General features: G+C 72.0%; 16 protein-coding genes. 7 read left to right on the top strand and 9 right to left on the bottom strand.

The window, feature by feature from the left end; all coding sequences use genetic code 11:
- Positions 1-74 precede the first annotated feature (74 nt).
- The 4 genes from corA to JJI54_RS21205 all read left to right on the top strand — a co-directional run bounded on the left by corA (position 75) and on the right by JJI54_RS21205 (position 3,478).
- On the top strand, positions 75-1,058 hold the full coding sequence (corA, locus tag JJI54_RS21220) for a magnesium/cobalt transporter CorA (protein ID WP_203075069.1): 984 nt from the start codon (positions 75-77) through the stop codon (positions 1,056-1,058).
- Positions 968-1,747, top strand: coding sequence for a hypothetical protein (locus JJI54_RS21215; RefSeq protein WP_203075068.1), 780 nt, complete (start codon positions 968-970; stop codon positions 1,745-1,747). Before corA ends, JJI54_RS21215 begins: the two co-directional genes overlap by 91 nt.
- 125 nt (positions 1,748-1,872) lie before the next feature.
- Positions 1,873-2,838 (top strand): acetamidase/formamidase family protein, encoded by a 966-nt coding sequence (locus JJI54_RS21210; RefSeq protein WP_203075067.1) that lies wholly within the window; start codon positions 1,873-1,875, stop codon positions 2,836-2,838.
- 142 nt (positions 2,839-2,980) lie between these two features.
- Complete coding sequence (locus tag JJI54_RS21205; RefSeq protein ID WP_203075066.1) at positions 2,981-3,478, top strand: GcrA family cell cycle regulator; 498 nt, start codon at positions 2,981-2,983, stop codon at positions 3,476-3,478.
- Between the two features lie 63 nt (positions 3,479-3,541).
- On the opposite strand, the gene JJI54_RS21200 is transcribed toward JJI54_RS21205, so the two are convergent.
- On the bottom strand, positions 3,542-4,159 hold the full coding sequence (locus JJI54_RS21200) for a YopT-type cysteine protease domain-containing protein (RefSeq protein ID WP_203075065.1): 618 nt from the start codon (positions 4,157-4,159) through the stop codon (positions 3,542-3,544).
- A gap of 98 nt (positions 4,160-4,257) precedes the next feature.
- Positions 4,258-5,937, bottom strand: a complete 1,680-nt coding sequence (locus JJI54_RS21195; RefSeq protein WP_203075064.1) for a stimulus-sensing domain-containing protein — start codon at positions 5,935-5,937, stop codon at positions 4,258-4,260.
- Between the two features lie 131 nt (positions 5,938-6,068).
- Between JJI54_RS21195 and JJI54_RS21190 the strand changes: the two genes are divergently transcribed.
- On the top strand, positions 6,069-7,688 hold the full coding sequence (locus JJI54_RS21190; RefSeq protein ID WP_203075063.1) for a long-chain-fatty-acid--CoA ligase: 1,620 nt from the start codon (positions 6,069-6,071) through the stop codon (positions 7,686-7,688).
- A 64-nt stretch (positions 7,689-7,752) separates the two neighbouring features.
- Here the strand turns inward: JJI54_RS21190 and JJI54_RS21185 are convergent, their stop codons facing one another.
- From JJI54_RS21185 to xseA, 3 genes are read right to left on the bottom strand one after another with little or no spacing between them, the layout of a single operon-like run.
- The gene (locus JJI54_RS21185) at positions 7,753-8,508 is read right to left on the bottom strand and encodes an SDR family NAD(P)-dependent oxidoreductase (protein ID WP_203075062.1); all 756 of its coding nucleotides are present in this window, start codon (positions 8,506-8,508) and stop codon (positions 7,753-7,755) included.
- 40 nt (positions 8,509-8,548) lie between these two features.
- Complete coding sequence (locus tag JJI54_RS21180) at positions 8,549-9,358, bottom strand: M23 family metallopeptidase (protein ID WP_203075061.1); 810 nt, start codon at positions 9,356-9,358, stop codon at positions 8,549-8,551.
- Positions 9,355-10,818 carry an exodeoxyribonuclease VII large subunit gene (xseA, locus tag JJI54_RS21175; protein ID WP_203075060.1) on the bottom strand — a complete coding sequence of 488 codons (1,464 nt, stop codon included), beginning with the start codon at positions 10,816-10,818 and terminating at the stop codon, positions 9,355-9,357. The genes JJI54_RS21180 and xseA overlap by 4 nt, the downstream gene beginning before the upstream one ends.
- A 78-nt stretch (positions 10,819-10,896) precedes the next feature.
- On the opposite strand from xseA, the gene purD reads away from it, so the two are divergent.
- The gene (gene purD / locus JJI54_RS21170; RefSeq protein WP_203075059.1) at positions 10,897-12,165 is read left to right on the top strand and encodes a phosphoribosylamine--glycine ligase; all 1,269 of its coding nucleotides are present in this window, start codon (positions 10,897-10,899) and stop codon (positions 12,163-12,165) included.
- An 8-nt stretch (positions 12,166-12,173) separates the two neighbouring features.
- Here the strand turns inward: purD and JJI54_RS21165 are convergent, their stop codons facing one another.
- From JJI54_RS21165 to JJI54_RS21155, 3 genes are all read right to left on the bottom strand, one after another.
- Positions 12,174-14,417, bottom strand: a complete 2,244-nt coding sequence (locus JJI54_RS21165; protein ID WP_203075058.1) for a glycosyltransferase — start codon at positions 14,415-14,417, stop codon at positions 12,174-12,176.
- Between the two features lie 16 nt (positions 14,418-14,433).
- Complete coding sequence (locus JJI54_RS21160; protein ID WP_203075057.1) at positions 14,434-15,903, bottom strand: mannose-1-phosphate guanylyltransferase/mannose-6-phosphate isomerase; 1,470 nt, start codon at positions 15,901-15,903, stop codon at positions 14,434-14,436.
- A gap of 138 nt (positions 15,904-16,041) precedes the next feature.
- Positions 16,042-16,206: a hypothetical protein gene (locus tag JJI54_RS21155; RefSeq protein ID WP_203075056.1), complete on the bottom strand. Its 165-nt coding sequence runs from the start codon at positions 16,204-16,206 to the stop codon at positions 16,042-16,044.
- Between the two features lie 173 nt (positions 16,207-16,379).
- On the opposite strand from JJI54_RS21155, the gene JJI54_RS21150 reads away from it, so the two are divergent.
- The gene (locus tag JJI54_RS21150; RefSeq protein WP_318987545.1) at positions 16,380-17,741 is read left to right on the top strand and encodes a glycosyltransferase family 4 protein; all 1,362 of its coding nucleotides are present in this window, start codon (positions 16,380-16,382) and stop codon (positions 17,739-17,741) included.
- A 2-nt stretch (positions 17,742-17,743) separates the two neighbouring features.
- Here the strand turns inward: JJI54_RS21150 and JJI54_RS21145 are convergent, their stop codons facing one another.
- Positions 17,744-18,106 carry a GFA family protein gene (locus JJI54_RS21145; protein ID WP_203075055.1) on the bottom strand — a complete coding sequence of 121 codons (363 nt, stop codon included), beginning with the start codon at positions 18,104-18,106 and terminating at the stop codon, positions 17,744-17,746.
- Positions 18,107-18,108: the final 2 nt, after the last annotated feature.

Raw genomic sequence — 18,108 nt, 5'->3', positions numbered from 1 at the left:
CGCAGCATCCGCCCGGGTGACATCCCCCGCCCGGGCGCGCTAGATGCCGCGAGCCCCGGGCGGGAGTGCGCGACATGATGACGACCTACACCGTCGCGGATGGCCGCCTCACGCTCCGGGACGGCATCCTGCCGCTTCCCGACCTGGCCGGCGCGATTTGGATCGACCTGCTGAACCCGACGCCGGAGGAAGGGCGCGCGGTCAAGGACGCGCTGAAGCTCGAGATTCCGACGCGGGAGGAGATGCAGGAGATCGAAAGCTCCTCGCGCCTCTACCGGGAGGATGATGCCCTCTTCCTCACCGCCAATTTCCTCTACGGCGTGGAGGGGGGCGAGTACGGATCCACCCCCATCACCTTCGTGCTGTCCAACAGCGCGCTGGTGACGGTGCGCTACGCGACGCCCAAGGCCTTCAGCGTCTTCGCGCTGCGCTGCCAGCGCACGCCCGGCCTGCTGGCGACGCCCGATGCGGTGATGCTGCACCTGTTCGAGCAGATCGTGGATCGCCTGGCCGATATCCTGGAACGGGTCGGCAGCGACATGGACCGCGCCTCCTCCGCCTCCTTCCGCTCCGCGCGCAGCAAGGTGAAGGCGACGACGCGCGACCATGACCTGCGCGAGGCGCTGATCACGCTGGGACAGGTCGGGGAGGTGACGACACGCGCGAACGAGACGCTGCTCGGCCTGACGCGCATCCTGTCCTTCGTGGGCGCCGAGAAGGCGACGGCGGTGCGGAAGGAGAACCAGAGCCTGCTGAAGACCCTGGTGCGGGACGTGCGCAGCCTGGTGGACCACGCCGCCTTCCTCAACAGCAAGGCGAACTTCCTGCTGGACGCGGTGCTCGGCATCCTGAACGTCGAGCAGAACGCGATCATCAAGACCTTCACGGTCGCCTCCGTCGCGCTGATGCCGCCGACGCTGATCGCCAGCATCTACGGCATGAACTTCCAGCGCATGCCGGAGCTGGAATGGACCTTCGGCTATCCGGCCGCGCTGCTGCTGATGGTCTTCTCCGCCGCGCTGCCCATCCTCTATTTCAAGCGGAAGGGCTGGCTCTGAACCTGCTGCTGGCCCTTTCCGCGGCGATCCTGCTGCTGTCGGCCGGGGCCGCCCTGGCGCAGCCGGCCTGTCCGCCGCGGGGCACGCCCGCCCTCAATGTCAGCCTCTCCGACCCGGAGCCGCGCGTGCTGCCGCCGCTGCCCGCCTGGCAGCTGCGCCGGATCGCGGATGGGGAGGAGGCGGAGGTCGGCCCGCCGCTGCATCACCTGGGCCTCACGCTGTCGCGCGTCGAATGGCGGAGCGAGATCACGGTGCGTAGCGGCGCCGCGGCGGGCGGCCAAGTCTGCGCCGTGCCGTCCGGGATCCGGCTGACGCTGCTGCATGCCGAGCACATCATCCGCCTGGCGCGGGAGATTCCGCGCGGCGGCTGCCTGGCCGGGGAGGTGCTGGCCCATGAGCGCCGCCATGCCGAGGTGAACCGCCGCACGCTGCGCGACGCGGCGGAGGGGCTGCGCGGCGTGGCGCGCGCCTGGGCGGCGCGGGCGGAGGCGCGGGCGCCCGATGTCGGCGCCGCCGCGCTGATGCTGCAGGACCAGCTGGCCGCGGCGGTGGAGCCGGTGCTGGAGCGGCTGCGCCAGGCGCGCGCCGCGCAGCACGCGCAGATCGACACGCCGGAGGAATACCGGCGGCTCGGCCGCGTCTGCCCCGGCGACCAGCGCCGCATCCGCTTCACCTTCGGGGCGCATTGAGGGCCAGGTTGCCCGCGGCTTGGGCAGGAGCGGGCCTGCCCCCGTGAAACCGCGCCCGACCCCGGATTGACCGGCGGGGCTGCGCGGTGGGAAGTGCGGGGGCCGACACCGCCAGAGGTCCGTCCATGCCCGAAACCCATTGCGTACCCGCCAAGCCGGAAACCATCCGCTGGGGCGCCTTCGATGCCAGCTTCGCCCCGGTGGCGACGGTGCAGTCGGGGGACCTCGTGGTCCTCGAATGCGTCTCCGGCGCGCCGGAGGTGATGCCCCCCGCTTCCTCCGGCCTGGTGCCGCCGGCCGCACTCGCCGCCATCCATGCCAGCAAGCCGCCGCGGCTTGGCCCGCATATCCTGACCGGCCCGGTGGCGGTGGCGGGGGCGGAGCCCGGCGATGCGCTCCGCATCGATATCGAGCGCATCGACCTCGGCTGCGACTGGGGCTTCTGCGGGTTCCGCCCGCTCGGCGGCACGCTGCCGGAGGATTTCCCCTATCATCGCATGCTGCACATCCCGGTGGACAAGGCGACGATGACCGGCAAGGTGCCGGTCGGCCCCGGCGTGACGCTGCCGCTCAGCCCCTTCTTCGGCGTGATGGGCGTGGCGCCGCCGCCGGAATGGGGGACGATCAGCACGAAGGAGCCGCGCGCGCATGGCGGCAACCTGGACAACAAGGAGCTGACGGCGGGCACCACGCTGTGGCTGCCCGTGCATGTGGCGGGCGCCAATTTCTCGGCCGGTGACGGCCATGGCGTGCAGGGCGATGGCGAGGTCTGCATCAACGCGCTGGAGATGTGCCTGACCGGCCATTTCCGCCTGACGCTGGAGAAGGGCGGCGGCGCCAAGGACCCCGTGCTGAAGTTCCCGAAGGCGGAGACGAAGACCCACTACGTCTCCATGGGCCTGCATGAGGACCTCGACCTCGCGATGAAGCAGGCGCTGCGCGAGATGATCGCCTTCATCGTGGCGCGGATGAACGTCTCCGCCGCCGATGCCTACCAGCTTTGCAGCCTGGCGGTGGATTTCCGGGTGACGCAAACCGTGAACGGCGAGAAGGGGGTTCATGGCTTGCTAAGAAAGGGGCTTTTGTTCTGAGATTCTGCCCAGGCTGAGGGCAGGGCGGGAGATTCGTCCCGCTCTGTCCACAGGATTCATGCGCCGTTGACCACTCCACAACTTGTGGCCGCACCCCGCGTTGGACTACCTTATCTTGTGTCCGGGGTAGCGGGAGACGGCGATGGATTGGTCTGCGGAAGCGATCGAGCGGCTACGGGCGCTGTGGGCGGAAGGCCATTCGACGGCTGAGATCGGGCGCCGCATGGGCGTCTCGAAGAATGCCGTCGTGGGCAAGGCGCATCGGCTGAACCTGCCGGCCCGGCCGAGCCCCATCCGCCGCGAGGCGGTGGCCGAGAAGCCCGCCGCCCCCGCCATCCGCACCGCGCGCCCCGCCAGCCCCGCCCCGCGCAGCACCCTGGCCCCGAGCGCGGCGCCGATGGCGCCGGCCGCGGCGCCCGCGCCGGCCACGCCGATGACGGCCCCCGCCGCGCCGACGGCCGTGGTGCGGGCCTTCCCGCGCCTGGGGTCCGCCCGTTCCTGCTGCTGGCCGATCGGGGAGCCCGGGACGGCCGATTTCCGCTTCTGCACGGCCGAGGCGACGCCCGGGAAGCCCTACTGCACCCAGCACGCCGCCGTCGCCTATGTGAAGGCGCGGGACCGCCGGGAAGACGCGGCCTGAGCCAGGCCACCCTGCGAAGGGCCGGGTGCCGCGAGGCCCCGGCCTTTTTTCATGCCCGGCCGGTCAGCTGATGGGCGGGCGGATGCCGACGATGGCGGCGGTCGATTCAAGGAAATTGGCCGCGTAGCCGCTGTCCTGCCAGTACTTGTCCAGGAAGGCGGCGATCAGCGTGTGGTCCCGCACCACGAAATGCCCGTTATTCGCATCGAAGAAGTGGAAGCGGTTGTCGCGGCCGTGGCGCACCGCCACCGCATGGGTGCCGCCCGTGCCCGTCACGGTGATGCCGTAGCAGCCATAGGCCTTGGCCGCGATGGAATGGATGAAGGCGCCGGTCAGCATGGTGGCGCGCGTGGCGCGCAGCCCGTCCGACAGCGTCATCTGGAAGGGGCCGGAGGCGGCCGTCCAGTAGTCCAGCCACTTCGCCGCGTTCGTCGTATCCGACAGCGTCTGCGCCATGGTGGATTGCCAGGGCGGGTTGTCGCAGGCGCGGGTGCCGTCGAAGGGGAAGTTCTTCCCCTGGTATTGCAGCGAGATCCAGGTGGCGGCGAGGCCGATGCAGTAGCCGTCGGTGGAGGTGCCCCAGGGCCCGGGCTCCGTCATGGCGGGCGTCTGCGCCTGGTTCATGGCGAAGACCAGCGTGCCCTTGGCCTTGGCGGCGTTCTGCAGCGCGTTCCAGTTCATCGGCAGGCCCTCCCGGTGCGGCCGTCGCCGGGAAGGCTACCGGCGGTTGCGGGCCGGGACGATGGCCGCCCTGTTTCGGGTGTTTCGCGTGCGGCCCCTCAGGCGGCGGGCAGGGTGACGATGAAGCGCGCGCCGGTGATCGCGCCGGCGGCGTCGCGCTTGTTCTCCGCGCTGATGCGGCCGCGGAGCCCTTCCACGATCTGCCGGCTGATGGACAGGCCGAGGCCCGAATGCTGGCCGAAGCGCTCGCCGCTCGGCCGTTCGGAATAGAAGCGGTCGAAGATGCTCTCCAGCTTCGCGTCGGGGATGCCGGGGCCTTCGTCCTCCACCACGAATTCCACCATCTGGCCGGTGGGGCGCGCGCGGACGACGACATGGCCCCTGGCGGGGCTGAAGGAGACGGCATTGCCGATCAGGTTGCGGAAGACCTGGACGATGCGGCCTTCGACGCCGCGGACGATCAGGCCCTCGGTCGGGGCCTCGATCTCGACGGAGGGGTCCTCGTCGTCGCGCGTGGCGGCATGCAGTTCGCCGAGCGCGGCCAGGATCGGCGCGCAATCCACGGGCTGGGCGATGGTGCGCGACAATTCGGCATCGACGCGGGAGCTGTCGGCGATGTCGTTGATCAGCCGGTCCATCCGCACCGCGTCGTCCGAGATGATGGCGAGCAGCCGGCGCTGCTTCACCGGATCCTCGATGCGGCGCAGCGTCTCGATCGCGGATCGCACGCTGGTCAGGGGGTTGCGCAGTTCATGTGCCACATCGGCGGCGAAGCGTTCATTAGCGTCGATGCGTGCCCAGAGCGCGCGCGCCGCCGTCTGCAGGTCCCGCGCCAGCACGCCGATCTCGTCCGGCCGGTCGAGCAGGGGCTTGGGCACGCTGCCGCCGCGGCCCTCGCCTTCGCGCATCGCCGCCGCGGCGCGGGCGAGTTGCAGGATCGGCGTGGCCAGCGTGCGGTTGAGGTAGGTGGAGAGCAGCACCGTCAGCACCAGCGCCGTCGAGAACAGCGCGAGGACGGAAACGCGGATGTCGAGCAGCCTTGCATCCACCTCCCGCGCCTCCCGCGTCAGCAGCACGATGCCGACGGAGGCCGCGCCGCGCCGGGCGGGCTCCGCCACGGAGACGAGCAGGCGGCCATCGGCGGTGCGGCGGATATAGGGGCGGACGCCGCCTTCCAGCGCCAGGCGAAGCTCCTCCCGCCGGTCGCTGCCCGCCTGGCCGCCGCCGAATTCGGGCTGCCAGTCGAAGGAGGGGGCGTCGGGGTTCACATCCACCACCACCTCGTCCCGCGCCTGGCGGGGGAGGATGGTGAGCAGGCGATCATAGAGCCCCGCCACCGTGCCGGCGAAGGCACCGCGAGGCTCCGGCGGCGGCAGGGGTTCGGTGACGATGGCGCCGCCCGGGCCTTCCCGCACGCGGCTGTCCGCCACCATCAGGCCGGTATTGTCGAAGAGCCTGGCCTGGGTGTTGGGGGAGGGTTCGACCAGGCGGCGGAGCAGCGGGCGCGCGGCCTCTGGCACCAGGATGGTGCGGTCGTCCCGCGGGCGCGTGGCCGCTTCGCCGATCGCGGCGGCGTAGATGCGGGCCTGGGTGCGCAGCGCCTCCACCTCCGCCGCCAGCAGGCCGTTCTGGTACTGGTCGAGGTAGAGCAGCGAGGCGGCGAGCAGCGCGGGCGGCAGCGCGTTGAGCAGCAGGATCCGGCGCAGCAGCGGCGAGAGCCAGCGCCGCGGCCTGCGTTCCGTGGTGGGCAGGGCGGGGGCGCCGCCGGCATCCGGCATGGTGGGGCTGGTTCTCCTTCAGCGGCCGAGAGTAGCGCCGATCTCCATGGCGGCGCCATGGCGAGAGGTTGCGCGGGGCGCGGCTTCGGCCAAGACTTCCGGCCAAACCAAGGCACAGGGGGGAGAGGCGCATGCTCGGGCTGATGCAGGATTGGCCGCTGCGGATCCATCGGCTGATCGACCATGCGGCGCGGCACCATGGCGGCCAGGCGGTGGTGAGCCGGAGCGTGGAGGGACCTTTCCACCGGACGGATTACCGGACGCTGCGCGCGCGGTCCTTGCGCCTGGCGCAGCGGCTGGTGCGGGAGGGGGTGATGCCCGGGGACCGGGTGGCGACGCTGGCCTGGAACACCTGGCGGCATATCGAGGCCTGGTACGGCATCACCGGCGCGGGCGGCGTCTATCACACGCTGAACCCCCGGCTGTTCCCGGACCAGATCGCCTGGATCCTGAACCACGCCGAGAGCCGGCTGATGTTTCTCGACCTGACGTTTGTCGGCCTGGCCGAGAAGCTCGCGCCCCACTTGCCGCATGTGAAGCGCTTCATCCTGCTGACGGATGCGGCGCATATGCCCAGCACCACGCTGCCGGGCGCGGTGGACTATGAATCCTGGCTGTCGGAGGCGGATGGCGATTTCGACTGGGTCGCGGGCGGGGAGAATGACGCGGCGGGGCTCTGCTACACCTCCGGCACCACCGGGGAGCCGAAGGGGGTTCTCTATTCCCACCGCTCCAACGTGCTGCACGCCATGGCCAGCACGGCGGCCGACATGTTCGGGCTGCGGTCGGTGGACAAGGTCATGCCGGTGGTGCCGATGTTCCACGCCAATGGCTGGTGCCTGCCCTTCTCCGCGGCGCTGACGGGCGCGGGGCTGGTGATGCCAGGGCCGAAGCTGGACGGCGCCTCGATCCATGAGGTGATCACGCAGGAAGGCGTGACCTTCACCGCGGCCGTGCCGACCGTGTGGCTGTCCCTGCTGCAGCATCTGGAAGCCACGGGCGCGGGGCTCGGTTCCCTGCAGCGCGTGATCATCGGCGGCAGCGCCTGCCCGCGCGCCATCACCAAGGCCTTCGCGGATCGCGGCGTGAAGGTGATGCATGCCTGGGGCATGACGGAGACCTCCCCCATCGGGACCATCTGCGGGATCAAGCCGGCGGTGGCCGGGCGCGACGCGGAGGGGATGCTGGACCTGCAGGAAACCCAGGGCTTCCCGCCCTTCACCGTGGATATGCGGATCGTCGGCGACGACGGCGCGGAGAAGCCCTGGGACGGCGAGACCTTCGGCAATTTGCAGGTGAAGGGGCCCACGGTGACGAAGGGCTACTTCAAGGCGGCGAAGGACTCACTGACCGAGGATGGGTGGTTCGAGACCGGCGACGTCGCGACCATCGATGCCAATGGCTACATGCGCATCACCGACCGCACCAAGGACGTCATCAAGTCCGGCGGCGAATGGATTTCCTCCATCGAGCTCGAGAATCTGGCGGTGGGGCATCCGGATGTGGCGGAGGCCGCGGTGGTGGCGGCGCGCCATCCGAAATGGGATGAGCGGCCGCTGCTGATCCTGGTGCCGAAGCCGGGGCGCGTGATCGAGAAACAGTCCGTGCTGGACCACATCGCGCCGCATGTCGCGAAATGGTGGATGCCGGACGATGTCGTGGTGGTGGAGGAGATTCCCCATACGGCGACAGGGAAGATCCTGAAGACGAAGCTGCGGGAGCAGTTCGCGGGGCATTTCGGGGTGGCGTAGATCGGGGAAGGCTCTGCCTTCCCCGGACCCCATCCGCCAGGGGGGAGACCCCCCTGGACCGTCTTCAGACCTTGCCGCCATCCACGACGAAATACTGCGCGGTGACCATCGCGCTGTCGTCGGCGGCCAGCCACAGCACCATGCGCGCGATGTCGGCGGGCATGAGCTTGCTGTGCAGGCACTGGCCCTCGAGGTGCTTCGCCACCCCCTCCGGCGTCGCCCAGAGCTCTTCCTGGCGACGGGTAAAGATCCAGCCGGGGACGACCTCGTTGACGCGGATGCCGTCCCCGCCGAGGTCCCGCGCCAGGCCGCGCGTCAACCCGCGGATGGCGGACTTGGCGGCGACATAGGCGGGCATGCCGCCCTGCGCGCCCATCCAGCTCGTGCTGCCCATGTTGATGATGGAACCCGCCTTCGCCGCGCGCATGCCGGGTGCCACGGCCTGGGCGCAGAAGAAGACATGGCGGAGGTTGGTCGCCATGCGTTCGTCCCAGTAGTCCGGCTGCACCGTCTCCAGCCCATGGCGATCGTCGCGCGCGGCGTTGTTCACCAGCACCTGCACGGGGCCCAGCGCGGCGACGATCTGCGCGATGGCGGCGCGCAGCGCCTCGATGTCCCGCAGGTCGCAATGGACGAACATCGCGCCCGTCTCCGCCGCGACCGTCCGCCCGCCCTCGTCGTCGAAGTCGAGGAAGGCCGGCTTTGCGCCCTGGCCGGCGAAGGCGCGCACCATCTCTGCCCCGATGCCGGAAGCGCCGCCGGTGATCAGCACCACCTTGCCGGCAAGGCTCGGGTAGCGGGCGTAGCGGTCGTCGGTCATGGCCATGTCCTCGATGCCGGGCCCCAACGCGGGGCGCAGCCTATTGTTGCTGGGCGGGGAGGACAGGCTGCGGGTCCAGCCAGGTCTGGTACCAGGACAGGCTGAAATGCAGGTGCGGGCCCGTCACACGGCCGGTTGCCCCCATCTCCGCGATGCGCTCGCCCCGCGCGACGGTGGCGCCGACCTCCACCAGGCGGCGGGAGAGATGGGCGTAGAGCGTGTTCACCCCATGCCCGTGATCCACCACCAGCAGGTTGCCGAAGAAGAAATGCTCGTCGGAGAGGGTGACGCGCCCGCCCAGCATGGCGTGGATCGGCGTGCCGACGGGGCCCGCGACGTCGAGCCCGTAATGCGGCTGGCGCGGCTGACCGTTCAGCACGCGCTGGCTGCCGAAGATGCCACTGATGCGGCCGCGGGCGGGCCAGACCGGCGCCTCCGAGAAATCGACCAGCGTGCTGTCGGCGGCGCGGGCGGCGGCCAGCTTCTCGCGCTCCGCCAGGATGCGCCGCAGCGCCGTCTCGTCCGGCGTCACCTGGGCCGGCGGCAGGCCGGTGATGGACTGCACGTCCCATTGGCGGCGCTCCACCGCGATGGCGCGGGTCTCCGCCCGACCCCCGGGATGGGTGATGAGCAGCGTCGAGGAGGCGGCATGGTCGCGGCCGAAGCCGAAGGCGAATTTTCCGGTCGCTGAGACGCGGATCGCGCGGCCATCAAGGGCAAGGCGGGTGCCGGGGGCGGCATCGCCCACGATCAGCGCGCCCTGGCGGGCGGGCATGGACCAGGTGACGGCCTGCGCCGCGCGGGCCAGCAGCAGGGCGGGTGCCGCGAGGAGAAGACGACGGGCGATCACAGCAGGCTCTCCTGCGCCGGCGGCTTCGGTTTCGCGCGCGGGGCCCTGGTGGTGGCGCCATCGGCGGTGGCGCCGACCGCTCCATCGGCGAAGGCGATGGAGAGCTTCGCGCCCGCCGCGACATCCGCCGCGCGGGTCAGCGGCTGGCCCTCCGCGTCCTTCACCAGGGCGAAGCCGCGGGCCAGGACGGATTGGTAGGACCCGGCCTCCAGCCGCGCGGAGAGCCCCTCCAGCCGCTCCCGCTTCTGCCGCAGCAGCGCCTCGACGGGCGCGCTGGAGAAGGCCTGGAGCGCGCGGGCGCCCCGGCTGCGCTGGACGATGCGGGCGAAGGCGGCGGCCTGGCGGCCTTCCAGCAGGGCGATGGCGTGGCGCCTGGCCTCGATGCCGGCACGCGGGTGCGGGACCACCAGCGGCGCCAGGGCGGCGCGGCGGTTGGCGATGAAGCCGGTCAGCGCGCCGGGCAGCGAGGCGCCGGCCTCGTCCAGCCGGCGGCGGAGGTCCAGCACGCGGGCGGGCACGTCCGGCAGGCGGCGTTCCAGGCGGAGCAGCAGCGTCTCCGCCGCGCGCAGCTGGCGCACCACGGCGCCGCGCAGCCGCGCCTCCCGCTGCGCCAGGTCGGCCAGCAGGTCCGCGCGGGCGGGGACGGCGAGTTCGGCGGCGGCGGTCGGGGTGGGCGCCCGGCGATCGGAGGCGAAATCGATCAGCGTCGTGTCGGTCTCATGCCCCACGGCGGAGATGAGGGGGATGGGGGAGAGGGCGGCGGCGCGGACCACCACCTCCTCGTTGAAGGCCATCAGGTCTTCCAGGCTGCCGCCGCCGCGCGCCACGATCAGCACATCCGGGCGCGGGATCGGGCCATCCAGGGGCAGGCGGCCGAAACCCTCGATGGCCGCGGCGATCTTCTCCGCCGCGCCCTGGCCCTGGACCGGGACGGGCCAGAGGATGAGGCGGCGGGGGAAGCGGCGCAGGATCGTGGTGCGGATGTCCTGGATGACGGCCCCAGCCTCGCTGGTCACGACGCCCAAGACCAGCGGCAGGCGGGGCAGGGGGCGCTTGCGGCCCTCCTCGAACAGGCCCTCGGCCAGCAGCTTCTTGCGCAGCATCTCGATGCGGGCGAGCAGCGCGCCTTCGCCGGCGAATTCCAGCCGGTCGATGACCAGCTGGTACTTGGAGCGGTCGGCATAGGTGGTCAGCTTGCCGGTGGCGATGACCTCCACGCCATTCTCCGGCTGGACCGAGAGGCGGCTGACGCTGGTGCGCCACACCACGGATTCCAGCTTCGCATTCTCATCCTTCAGCGACAGGTAGATGTGGCCGGAGGGGTAGCGCTTGCATTCCGTGATCTCGCCCCGGACGCGCACGCGGCCGAAGGCGCCTTCCAGGGTGCGGCGGATGGCGCCGGCGATCTCGCTGACCGCGTATTCCGGAACATTGCTGGTAGCAGGGGGCGGCGTGTCCATGGGCGGACCCTATGCTATCCGGCGGCAGGCGCGGAACCGGCCGTGCGGTCTTTTCTGTGTGTGCGGGGGTGTGGCGCGATGCAGGTGCTGGTGGTGGGCGGCGGCGGGCGGGAACACGCGCTGTGCTGGGCGATCTCGGTCTCGCCCCTGCTGGGCAAGCTGTACTGCGCCCCGGGCAATCCGGGGATCGCGGAGGTCGCGGAATGCGTGCCGATCGGGGCGGAGGACATTTCCTCGATTGTCGCCTTCGCGGTGGAAAAGCGGATCGACCTCGTCGTGGTGGGGCCGGAGGCGCCGCTGACGCTCGGGCTGGCCGATGCCTGCGCCGCCGCGGGGATCAAGTGCTTCGGGCCTTCGCAGGAAGCCGCGCGGCTGGAAGGCAGCAAGGTTTTCACCAGGGAGATCGCGGAGGCGGCCGGCGTGCCGGGGGCGCGCTGGAAGCGCTTCGACGACCCCGCCGCCGCGAAGGCCTATGTCCGCGCGGAAGGCGCGCCGATCGTCGTGAAGGCGGATGGCCTGGCCGCAGGCAAGGGCGTGGTGGTGGCCTCGACCGTCGAGGAGGCGGAGGCCGCCATCGCCGACATCATGGAAAGCCGCATCCATGGCGCGGCCGGCGCCACCGTGCTGATCGAGGAATGCCTGATCGGCGAGGAGATCAGCTTCTTCGCCCTCTGCGACGGGGAGACGGCGCTGCCCTTGGGCGCCGCGCAGGACCACAAGCGGGTCGGCGATGGCGATACCGGCCCCAATACCGGCGGCATGGGCGCCTATTCGCCCCCGCCCGCCTTCACCCCCGCCCTGCAGGCCCGGGTGATGGCGGAGATCGTGCAGCCGACACTGGCGGAAATGTCGAAGCGGGGGACGCCGTTCAAGGGCGTGCTCTTCGCCGGGCTGATGCTGACCGAGGCCGGGCCGAAGCTGATCGAGTTCAACGTCCGCTTCGGCGATCCCGAATGCCAGGCGCTGATGCTGCGCCTGCGCTCCGACCTGCTGCCCGCGCTCTTCGCGGCCTGCGACGGCGGGCTCTCCATCTTCGACCTGAGCTGGGATGCGCGGCACAGCCTGGTGGTGGTGATGGCGGCGGAGGGCTATCCGGGCAGCCCCCGCAAGGGCACGGCGATCCGGGGGCTGGAGGCGGCGGCGGCGGTGCCGGGCGCGCAGGTCTTCCACGCCGGCACGGCGCGGGCGGGTGATGGCGGGCTGGTCGCGAATGGCGGCCGGGTGCTGGCCGTGGCGGGCATGGGCAAGTCGCTGCGGGAGGCCCGCGACACCGCCTATGCGGCGGTGGATGCCATCGACTGGCCGGGCGGCTTCTGCCGGCGCGACATCGGCTGGCGGGCGCTGTAGGCGGGCCGTCAGGCCTCGGCCGCCGGCCAGGTGAAGCGCTGGTGTTCGAGGTAGTCGAGCCGGGCGAGCAGGTCATCCGCCCGGCAGGCCATGACGGAGATCAGGCCGATTCCGACCTCCGGCCCCGGCTCCGCCACGCCGTCATCGGGCGGCAGCGTGGCGGGGGCGGCGGGGGCTTCCAGCGCCAGGTCGATCACGCCATCGGGGGCCGGCAGTTCCAGGGCGGCGATCGCGTCCTCCGTCGGGGCCAGCGTCATCGCCAGGGGTTCGGCGCCGCGCGGCACCAGGCGGATGGGCTGGGCCGTGGCCGGCGCGCGCAGCAGCAGGTGCAGGCGGATGCGGCCGGTGGTGCCGGGGGGCAGTGCCAGGCGCAGCGCGGCGCGGCCGCCGGATGAGGCGGGGCGGGTCCAGCAGCCCCAGGCTTCCGGGGCGTGCCAGCCTTCCCCGTCGCGCAGCGCTTCCGCCAGCAGGGTGGGCAGGCTTGGCGCGGTCTCCCCCCCGATGCCGAAGCGGATGATGGTGCCGAGCGGGATGGGGGGCGGGTCCTGGCGCCGGGGGGCGGCGCTTTCGCGCAGCAGCCGGCCCAGCACGGCATCGCCGATCGCCTGCCAGCCGCGCAGCGGCGCGGCCGCGGCCCTTGCCTCCGCGGCGGCGCGGAAGGCGGGGTCGAAGGCCAGCTGCTCGACCTTGGCGGCGAAGTCCGGTTCGCTGTGCGGGCGGAACAGGATGGCGGCGCCGCGCCCGGCCTCCGGCAGGGCGGAATGGTCGGGGGCGAGGACCGCCTTGCCATGGGCGATGGCCTCCGTCACCGGCAGGCCCCAGCCCTCATGGTCGGAATTGTAGAGGACGAAGAGCGCGCGGCGGTAGAGCAGCGGCAGGGCGGTGTCCGGCACGTCCTGCAGCAGGACCACGGCATCGCGCAGTGCCGGCGCGCCGCGCAGCAGGGCCAGCACCGCTTCGCCCATGAAGCCGGTGCGGCCGGCGAGCACCAGCAGCGGCAGCTTCCCCGCGCCGTGCCTGCGGATCAGCGCCAGCCAGGCATTGAGGACGAAGAGGTGGTTCTTGCGCGATTCCAGCGTGCCGAGGAACAGCGCATAGGGCCGCCCCGCCTGCGCCTGGCCGGCCAGGGCATCCACCCCGGCATGGGGCGCGGCCGGCGCGGCGGCATCGCGCATCGCGCCGTCCAGCCCCACCACCAGCATCGGCGGCAGGGGGAGGGAGGGCAGGTGCAGCGCCTGGAGGCGGCGCAGATCCTCCGCCGTGGCGGCGGAGACGGGCAGAAGCAGGTCGGCATGCGCGGCGAGGCCGGCGAACCAGCGGGCGAATTCGGCGACGGTCGCGGGGGGCGAATGCTCCGGCACCACCAGCGGGCCGCAATCATGGACCAGCGGCGCGTAGCGCAGCCCGTGCCGCGCCTTCGCCAGCCGCACCGCCAGGTGGTAGTTGGCCAGCCACCAGGAGGAGCCCGGCACGACGAGCCAGGCGCCATCGGGGAACACCAGGGCCGGCGCGGCCTCCAGCGCCTGCCGGGCGACGGCGACGGCCTGTTCCCAGGCGGGGTCCCGCGCATCCGCGCCGCTGCGGGACAGGCTGGCCAGGCGGTTGAAGGCTTCCCGCGGCAGGGCCCGCCAGCCCAGCGTGGCGGGATCATAGACCGCCAGGATGACCCGCGCCGCGAGGCCGCTGCCGCGCAGCGCCGGCCCGACGAGTTCCATCTGCACCCGCTGGATGCCCGAGGGCGCGCGGTTGCGGCCGAACCAGGAGAGCAGGTCCGTCAGGTCGAACACCACGCAGAGGTCGCCGACCAGCGAGAGCTGCGCCTCCGGCGCCGCCACGGCGGCGACGCCGGGCTGGCCGAGCAGGTTCGACACCTCACGCCACGCGCTGTCATTGGCGGGGTCGATGTCCAGCGCGCGGGCATAGGCGAGGCGGGCTTCCGGCAGGTGGCCCAGCAGCTTCAGGGCGTGGCCGATCTGCATCTGCAGGTCGGCATCCCCGGGCCGCCCCTGTTCCGCGCGGCGATAGGCGCCGAGCGCCGCGGCGGGGTCGCCCGCTTCCTTCAGCGCGTGGCCGTACTGGATCCAGGCGGGCCAGTCATGCGGGCGGCCGGCCAGCCAGGCCGCATAGGCCTCGGCCGCCCCCTGCCAGTCCCGCGCATCGCGCAGGCTGTCCGCGCGGCGCAGCGAGGCGCGGGGATCGGCGGTGCCGCGGGGCGGGTCCGGGCGCGGCGCCGGCGGCTGGTCCTGCCCCATGCCGCGTCCCCCCGGTTCAGGCCCGGCCGTAATTGTCCTCGAGCCGGACGATGTCGTCCTCGCCGAGGTAGGGGCCGGACTGCACCTCGATCAGCGTCAGCGGGATCATGCCGGGGTTTTCCAGCCGGTGGACGCAGCCCAGCGGCAGGTAGACCGACTCGTTCTCCCGCAGCAGGATCCGCTCCCCGTCCCGCTCCACCACCGCGGTGCCGGCGACGACGACCCAGTGTTCCGCGCGGTGGTAGTGCTTCTGCAGGCTGAGCTTGCGGCCCGGGCGCACGGTGATGCGCTTCACCTGGAAGCGGCTGCCATGGGCCACGCCCTCATAGGCGCCCCAGGGGCGATAGACGCGGCGATGCTCGGTGGCTTCCTTGTGGCCGGTGGCCTTCAGATGCTCCACCATCTTCTTCACGTCCTGCGCGCGGTCGCGATGGACGGCGAGGACGGCGTCGTCGGTGACGACCAGCACCACATCCTCCAGCCCCACCACGGCGGTCAGGATGCCTTCCGAGCGCACGTAGCAGCGCTTGGAGCCGAGGACGGCGGCATTGCCGAGCGCGGCGTTGCCGTCCTTGTCCTTCGGCGCGATCTCCCACAGCGAGGCCCAGGAGCCGACATCGGACCAGCCGGGATCGCAGGGCACCACGGCGGCGAGCGCGGTGCGTTCCATCACCGCATGGTCGATGGAGATGGAGGGGGCGTCGGCGAAGCTGGCGCCCAGGCGGACGAAGCCCAGGTCCCGCGCCCCGCCCGCCACCGCTTCGCGCGCGGCGGCCAGCACGCCCGGCGCATGGGCGGCGAGTTCGGCGATCAGCGTCTTCGCCGTGGCCACGAACATGCCGCTGTTCCACAGGTGGCGGCCGCCGGCCAGGAAGGCGGCAGCCGTCGCGGCATCCGGCTTCTCGACGAAGCGCGCCACCTGCAGGGCGCCGTCGATGCCGGCCAGGGGGGCGCCGGATTCGATGTAGCCGTAGCCGGTCTCGGGCGCGGTGGGGCGGATGCCGAAGGTGCAGATGCGGCCTTCCCGCGCCGCCAGCGCGGCGGCGGACAGCGCGTGGCGCAGCGCGGGCACGTCCTGCACCGCGGCATCGGCGGCCATGATCCAGAGGATGGCGTCCGGCGCATCCTCCCCGATCAGGATGGCGGCGGCGGCGATGGCGGCGGCGCTGTTGCGGGCGCTGGGTTCCAGGATGATGCGGCTGTCCTCGGCGCCCGCTTCGCGCAGCTGTTCAGCGACCAGGAAGCGATGCGCTTCGCCGCACACCACGACCGGGGGCGCGAAGCCGGGCGCGCGGGCGCGGGCGGCGGTTTCCTGCAGCATGGTGCCCTGGGAGACCAGCGGCCAGAACTGCTTCGGATAGGCTTCGCGCGACAGCGGCCAGAGCCGGCTTCCGGTGCCGCCCGAGAGGATCACGGGCACGATCAGGTCAACGGCGCCCCGGGCGGATCCGGTGGAGGAGCCAGTCGGCACGGCATCGGTCGGCATGGATCGTGGAACCTCAGTGCTGCGGCGGTGTCCGCCGGGGATGCTGCGGCGGTTTCCGCCGGTATGTCGCACGGCTTTGGAAAAAGAAAGGCAACGCCGTGTCGAGCAGGTATCGCGGTGCTTCGCGGCCCCGGGCCCTCAGCGGGCCAGCAGCACGAGCCCGATGACCACCGGCGCGGCCAGGATGGCGATCGCGATGGCGCGCAGCAGCAGCGCCGCGGCGTGCGCCAGGACGATTCCAGCCCCGGAGGCGGCCCGCGCCGGGGCAACCTCCGCCTGTTCGATCCGATCCGTCGGTTGCATGGTGGCCCTGCCCTTGCGCGCCAGGGGATCAAGCATCAACCGGTGGGCTGCGTCCAGCGCAAGCGTAGTCCATGGCGGTTGCGCGCGACGGCGTGATCGGCGCCGGGCGCGGGTTGACGGCATGGGCGCGGCGCGGGCTTAACCGCCGGGCGCGCGGCGGGAGATGGATGACGGTGCTGAAGCCTCGGATCGCCATCGATGGGTACAACCTGGCCCTGGAGCAGGGCACGGGGGTCGCGACCTATTGCCGCAACCTGACCCAGCGGCTGCATGCGCTGGGCGCGGAGGTGGGCGTGCTCTACGGCCAGCCCACATCCGGCGGCCGCGACGACCTGCTGCGGGAGGTCGGGCTGTATGACGGGCCGCCACGCGGCATGACCCGCGCCCAGCAGGCCTATGACGATTTCCGCGCCCGGCTGAGGCTGTCGATGGGTGCCAAGGCGCGCGCGGTGCCGCTCACCGACCGGGTGGTGCGGCGGGGGCTGGAGGCGCGTCTGCCGCATGCCGACCGGCTGTGGAACGCCCCCGGCCTGTTCCGCGCGGCGATGCAGCGCGCGACGCCGGCGCGCGCCTTCGGCGTGGTGAAGCTGCCGGACCGGCAGGACGTGATGCACTGGACCTTCCCGCTGCCGCTGAAGGCGGAGGGGGCGCGGAACATCTACACCATCCACGACCTGGTGCCGCTTCGCCTGCCCTACGCCACGCTGGATTCCAAGCGCCGCTTCCTGGGCACCGTCCGGCGCATCGCGGCGGAGGCCGACCACATCGCCACCGTCTCCGAAGCCTCGCGCCGCGACATCATCAACCTGCTGGGCGTGCCGGAGGAGCGGATTTCCGTCACCTACCAATGCGCGGAACTGCCCGCCGCCCTGGTGCAGAAGCCGGAGGCGCTGGCGCGGGCGGAGGTGCAGGGCGCCTTCGGCCTGCCCTGGGGGGGCTACTGGCTGTTCTTCGGGGCGATCGAGCCCAAGAAGAATGTCGGGCGGATGATCGAGGCCTACCTGGCGTCCGGCAGCCCCTGGCCGCTGGTGATCTGCGGCAAGCATGGCTGGCAGGTGCGCCAGGAACTGGCCCTGCTGTACGAGGATGACCGGCGCGACTACCCCGAGGGATCGCAGACCGATGGCCCGCAGGGCATGACGCGCAAGCTGCGTGACCGTGTCATCCTGCTGGACTACGCGCCCTTCCGCCTGCTGGTCAGCCTGATCCGCGGCGCGCGGTCGGTGTTCTTCCCCTCGCTCTATGAGGGTTTCGGCCTGCCGGTGCTGGAGGCGATGCTGCTGGGCACGCCGGTGATGACCAGCAACACCTCCTCCCTGCCCGAGGTGGTGGGCGATGCCGGGGTGATGGTGGACCCCTACGACACGCGGGCGATGGCGGAGGCGATCCAAGCGCTGGACGCGAATGACGAGCTGCGCGCGGAACTCGCCTGGCGGGGGCCGCGGCAGGCGGCACTGTTCGACGCCGCGCATTACGACGCCAGGCTGGCGGCGATGTATGCGAAGCTCGGCGTGACGCTGGGGGGGCAGGGGTAGCCTCAGGCGGGGATCTCGTACCAGTCGCCCTTCGATTCCACCCAGACGTTGCGGATGGTCTTCATCCCCGTCGGCGGGTCGATGGTGCCGGCGGAGACCAGCAGCCGGTCGCCCTGGCGCGGCCGCTTGAACAGCCGGCCGCCGCAGCGCGTGCAGAAGCCGCGTTCCGCCGCGGGGCTGGATTCGTACCAGGTCAGCGTCTCCGCGGCGTCCAGCACCACGGAGTCCCTCGGCGCGGCGAGCATGGCGTTGGCGTTGCCGTGCATCTGCTGGCAGTCCCGGCAGTGGCAGACGATGACGCCGATCGCCTCCCCCGTGATGCGGTAGCGCACGCCGCCGCAATGGCATTGTCCGGTGAAGGGCATTC

This window comes from Falsiroseomonas ponticola, assembly GCF_016805305.1.
Taxonomy (GTDB): domain Bacteria; phylum Pseudomonadota; class Alphaproteobacteria; order Acetobacterales; family Acetobacteraceae; genus Falsiroseomonas; species Falsiroseomonas ponticola.
Note: the sequence above shows the minus strand (reverse complement) of the source record. Positions and strands in the feature narration are given on the sequence as shown.

Bases quoted from the DNA above. Each gene is read 5' to 3' on its own strand.
- purD (WP_203075059.1), top strand. From the start codon at position 10,897: ATGCAGGTGCTGGTGGTGGGCGGCGGCGGGCGGGAACACGCGCTGTGC.
- JJI54_RS21215 (WP_203075068.1), top strand. From the start codon at position 968: ATGGACCTTCGGCTATCCGGCCGCGCTGCTGCTGATGGTCTTCTCCGC.
- JJI54_RS21165 (WP_203075058.1), bottom strand. From the start codon at position 14,417: ATGGGGCAGGACCAGCCGCCGGCGCCGCGCCCGGACCCGCCCCGCGGC.
- JJI54_RS21155 (WP_203075056.1), bottom strand. From the start codon at position 16,206: ATGCAACCGACGGATCGGATCGAACAGGCGGAGGTTGCCCCGGCGCGG.
- JJI54_RS21205 (WP_203075066.1), top strand. From the start codon at position 2,981: ATGGATTGGTCTGCGGAAGCGATCGAGCGGCTACGGGCGCTGTGGGCG.
- JJI54_RS21145 (WP_203075055.1), bottom strand. From the start codon at position 18,106: ATGCCCTTCACCGGACAATGCCATTGCGGCGGCGTGCGCTACCGCATC.
- JJI54_RS21200 (WP_203075065.1), bottom strand. From the start codon at position 4,159: ATGAACTGGAACGCGCTGCAGAACGCCGCCAAGGCCAAGGGCACGCTG.
- JJI54_RS21185 (WP_203075062.1), bottom strand. From the start codon at position 8,508: ATGACCGACGACCGCTACGCCCGCTACCCGAGCCTTGCCGGCAAGGTG.
- xseA (WP_203075060.1), bottom strand. From the start codon at position 10,818: ATGGACACGCCGCCCCCTGCTACCAGCAATGTTCCGGAATACGCGGTC.
- JJI54_RS21160 (WP_203075057.1), bottom strand. From the start codon at position 15,903: ATGCCGACCGATGCCGTGCCGACTGGCTCCTCCACCGGATCCGCCCGG.
- JJI54_RS21210 (WP_203075067.1), top strand. From the start codon at position 1,873: ATGCCCGAAACCCATTGCGTACCCGCCAAGCCGGAAACCATCCGCTGG.
- JJI54_RS21195 (WP_203075064.1), bottom strand. From the start codon at position 5,937: ATGCCGGATGCCGGCGGCGCCCCCGCCCTGCCCACCACGGAACGCAGG.
- JJI54_RS21190 (WP_203075063.1), top strand. From the start codon at position 6,069: ATGCTCGGGCTGATGCAGGATTGGCCGCTGCGGATCCATCGGCTGATC.
- corA (WP_203075069.1), top strand. From the start codon at position 75: ATGATGACGACCTACACCGTCGCGGATGGCCGCCTCACGCTCCGGGAC.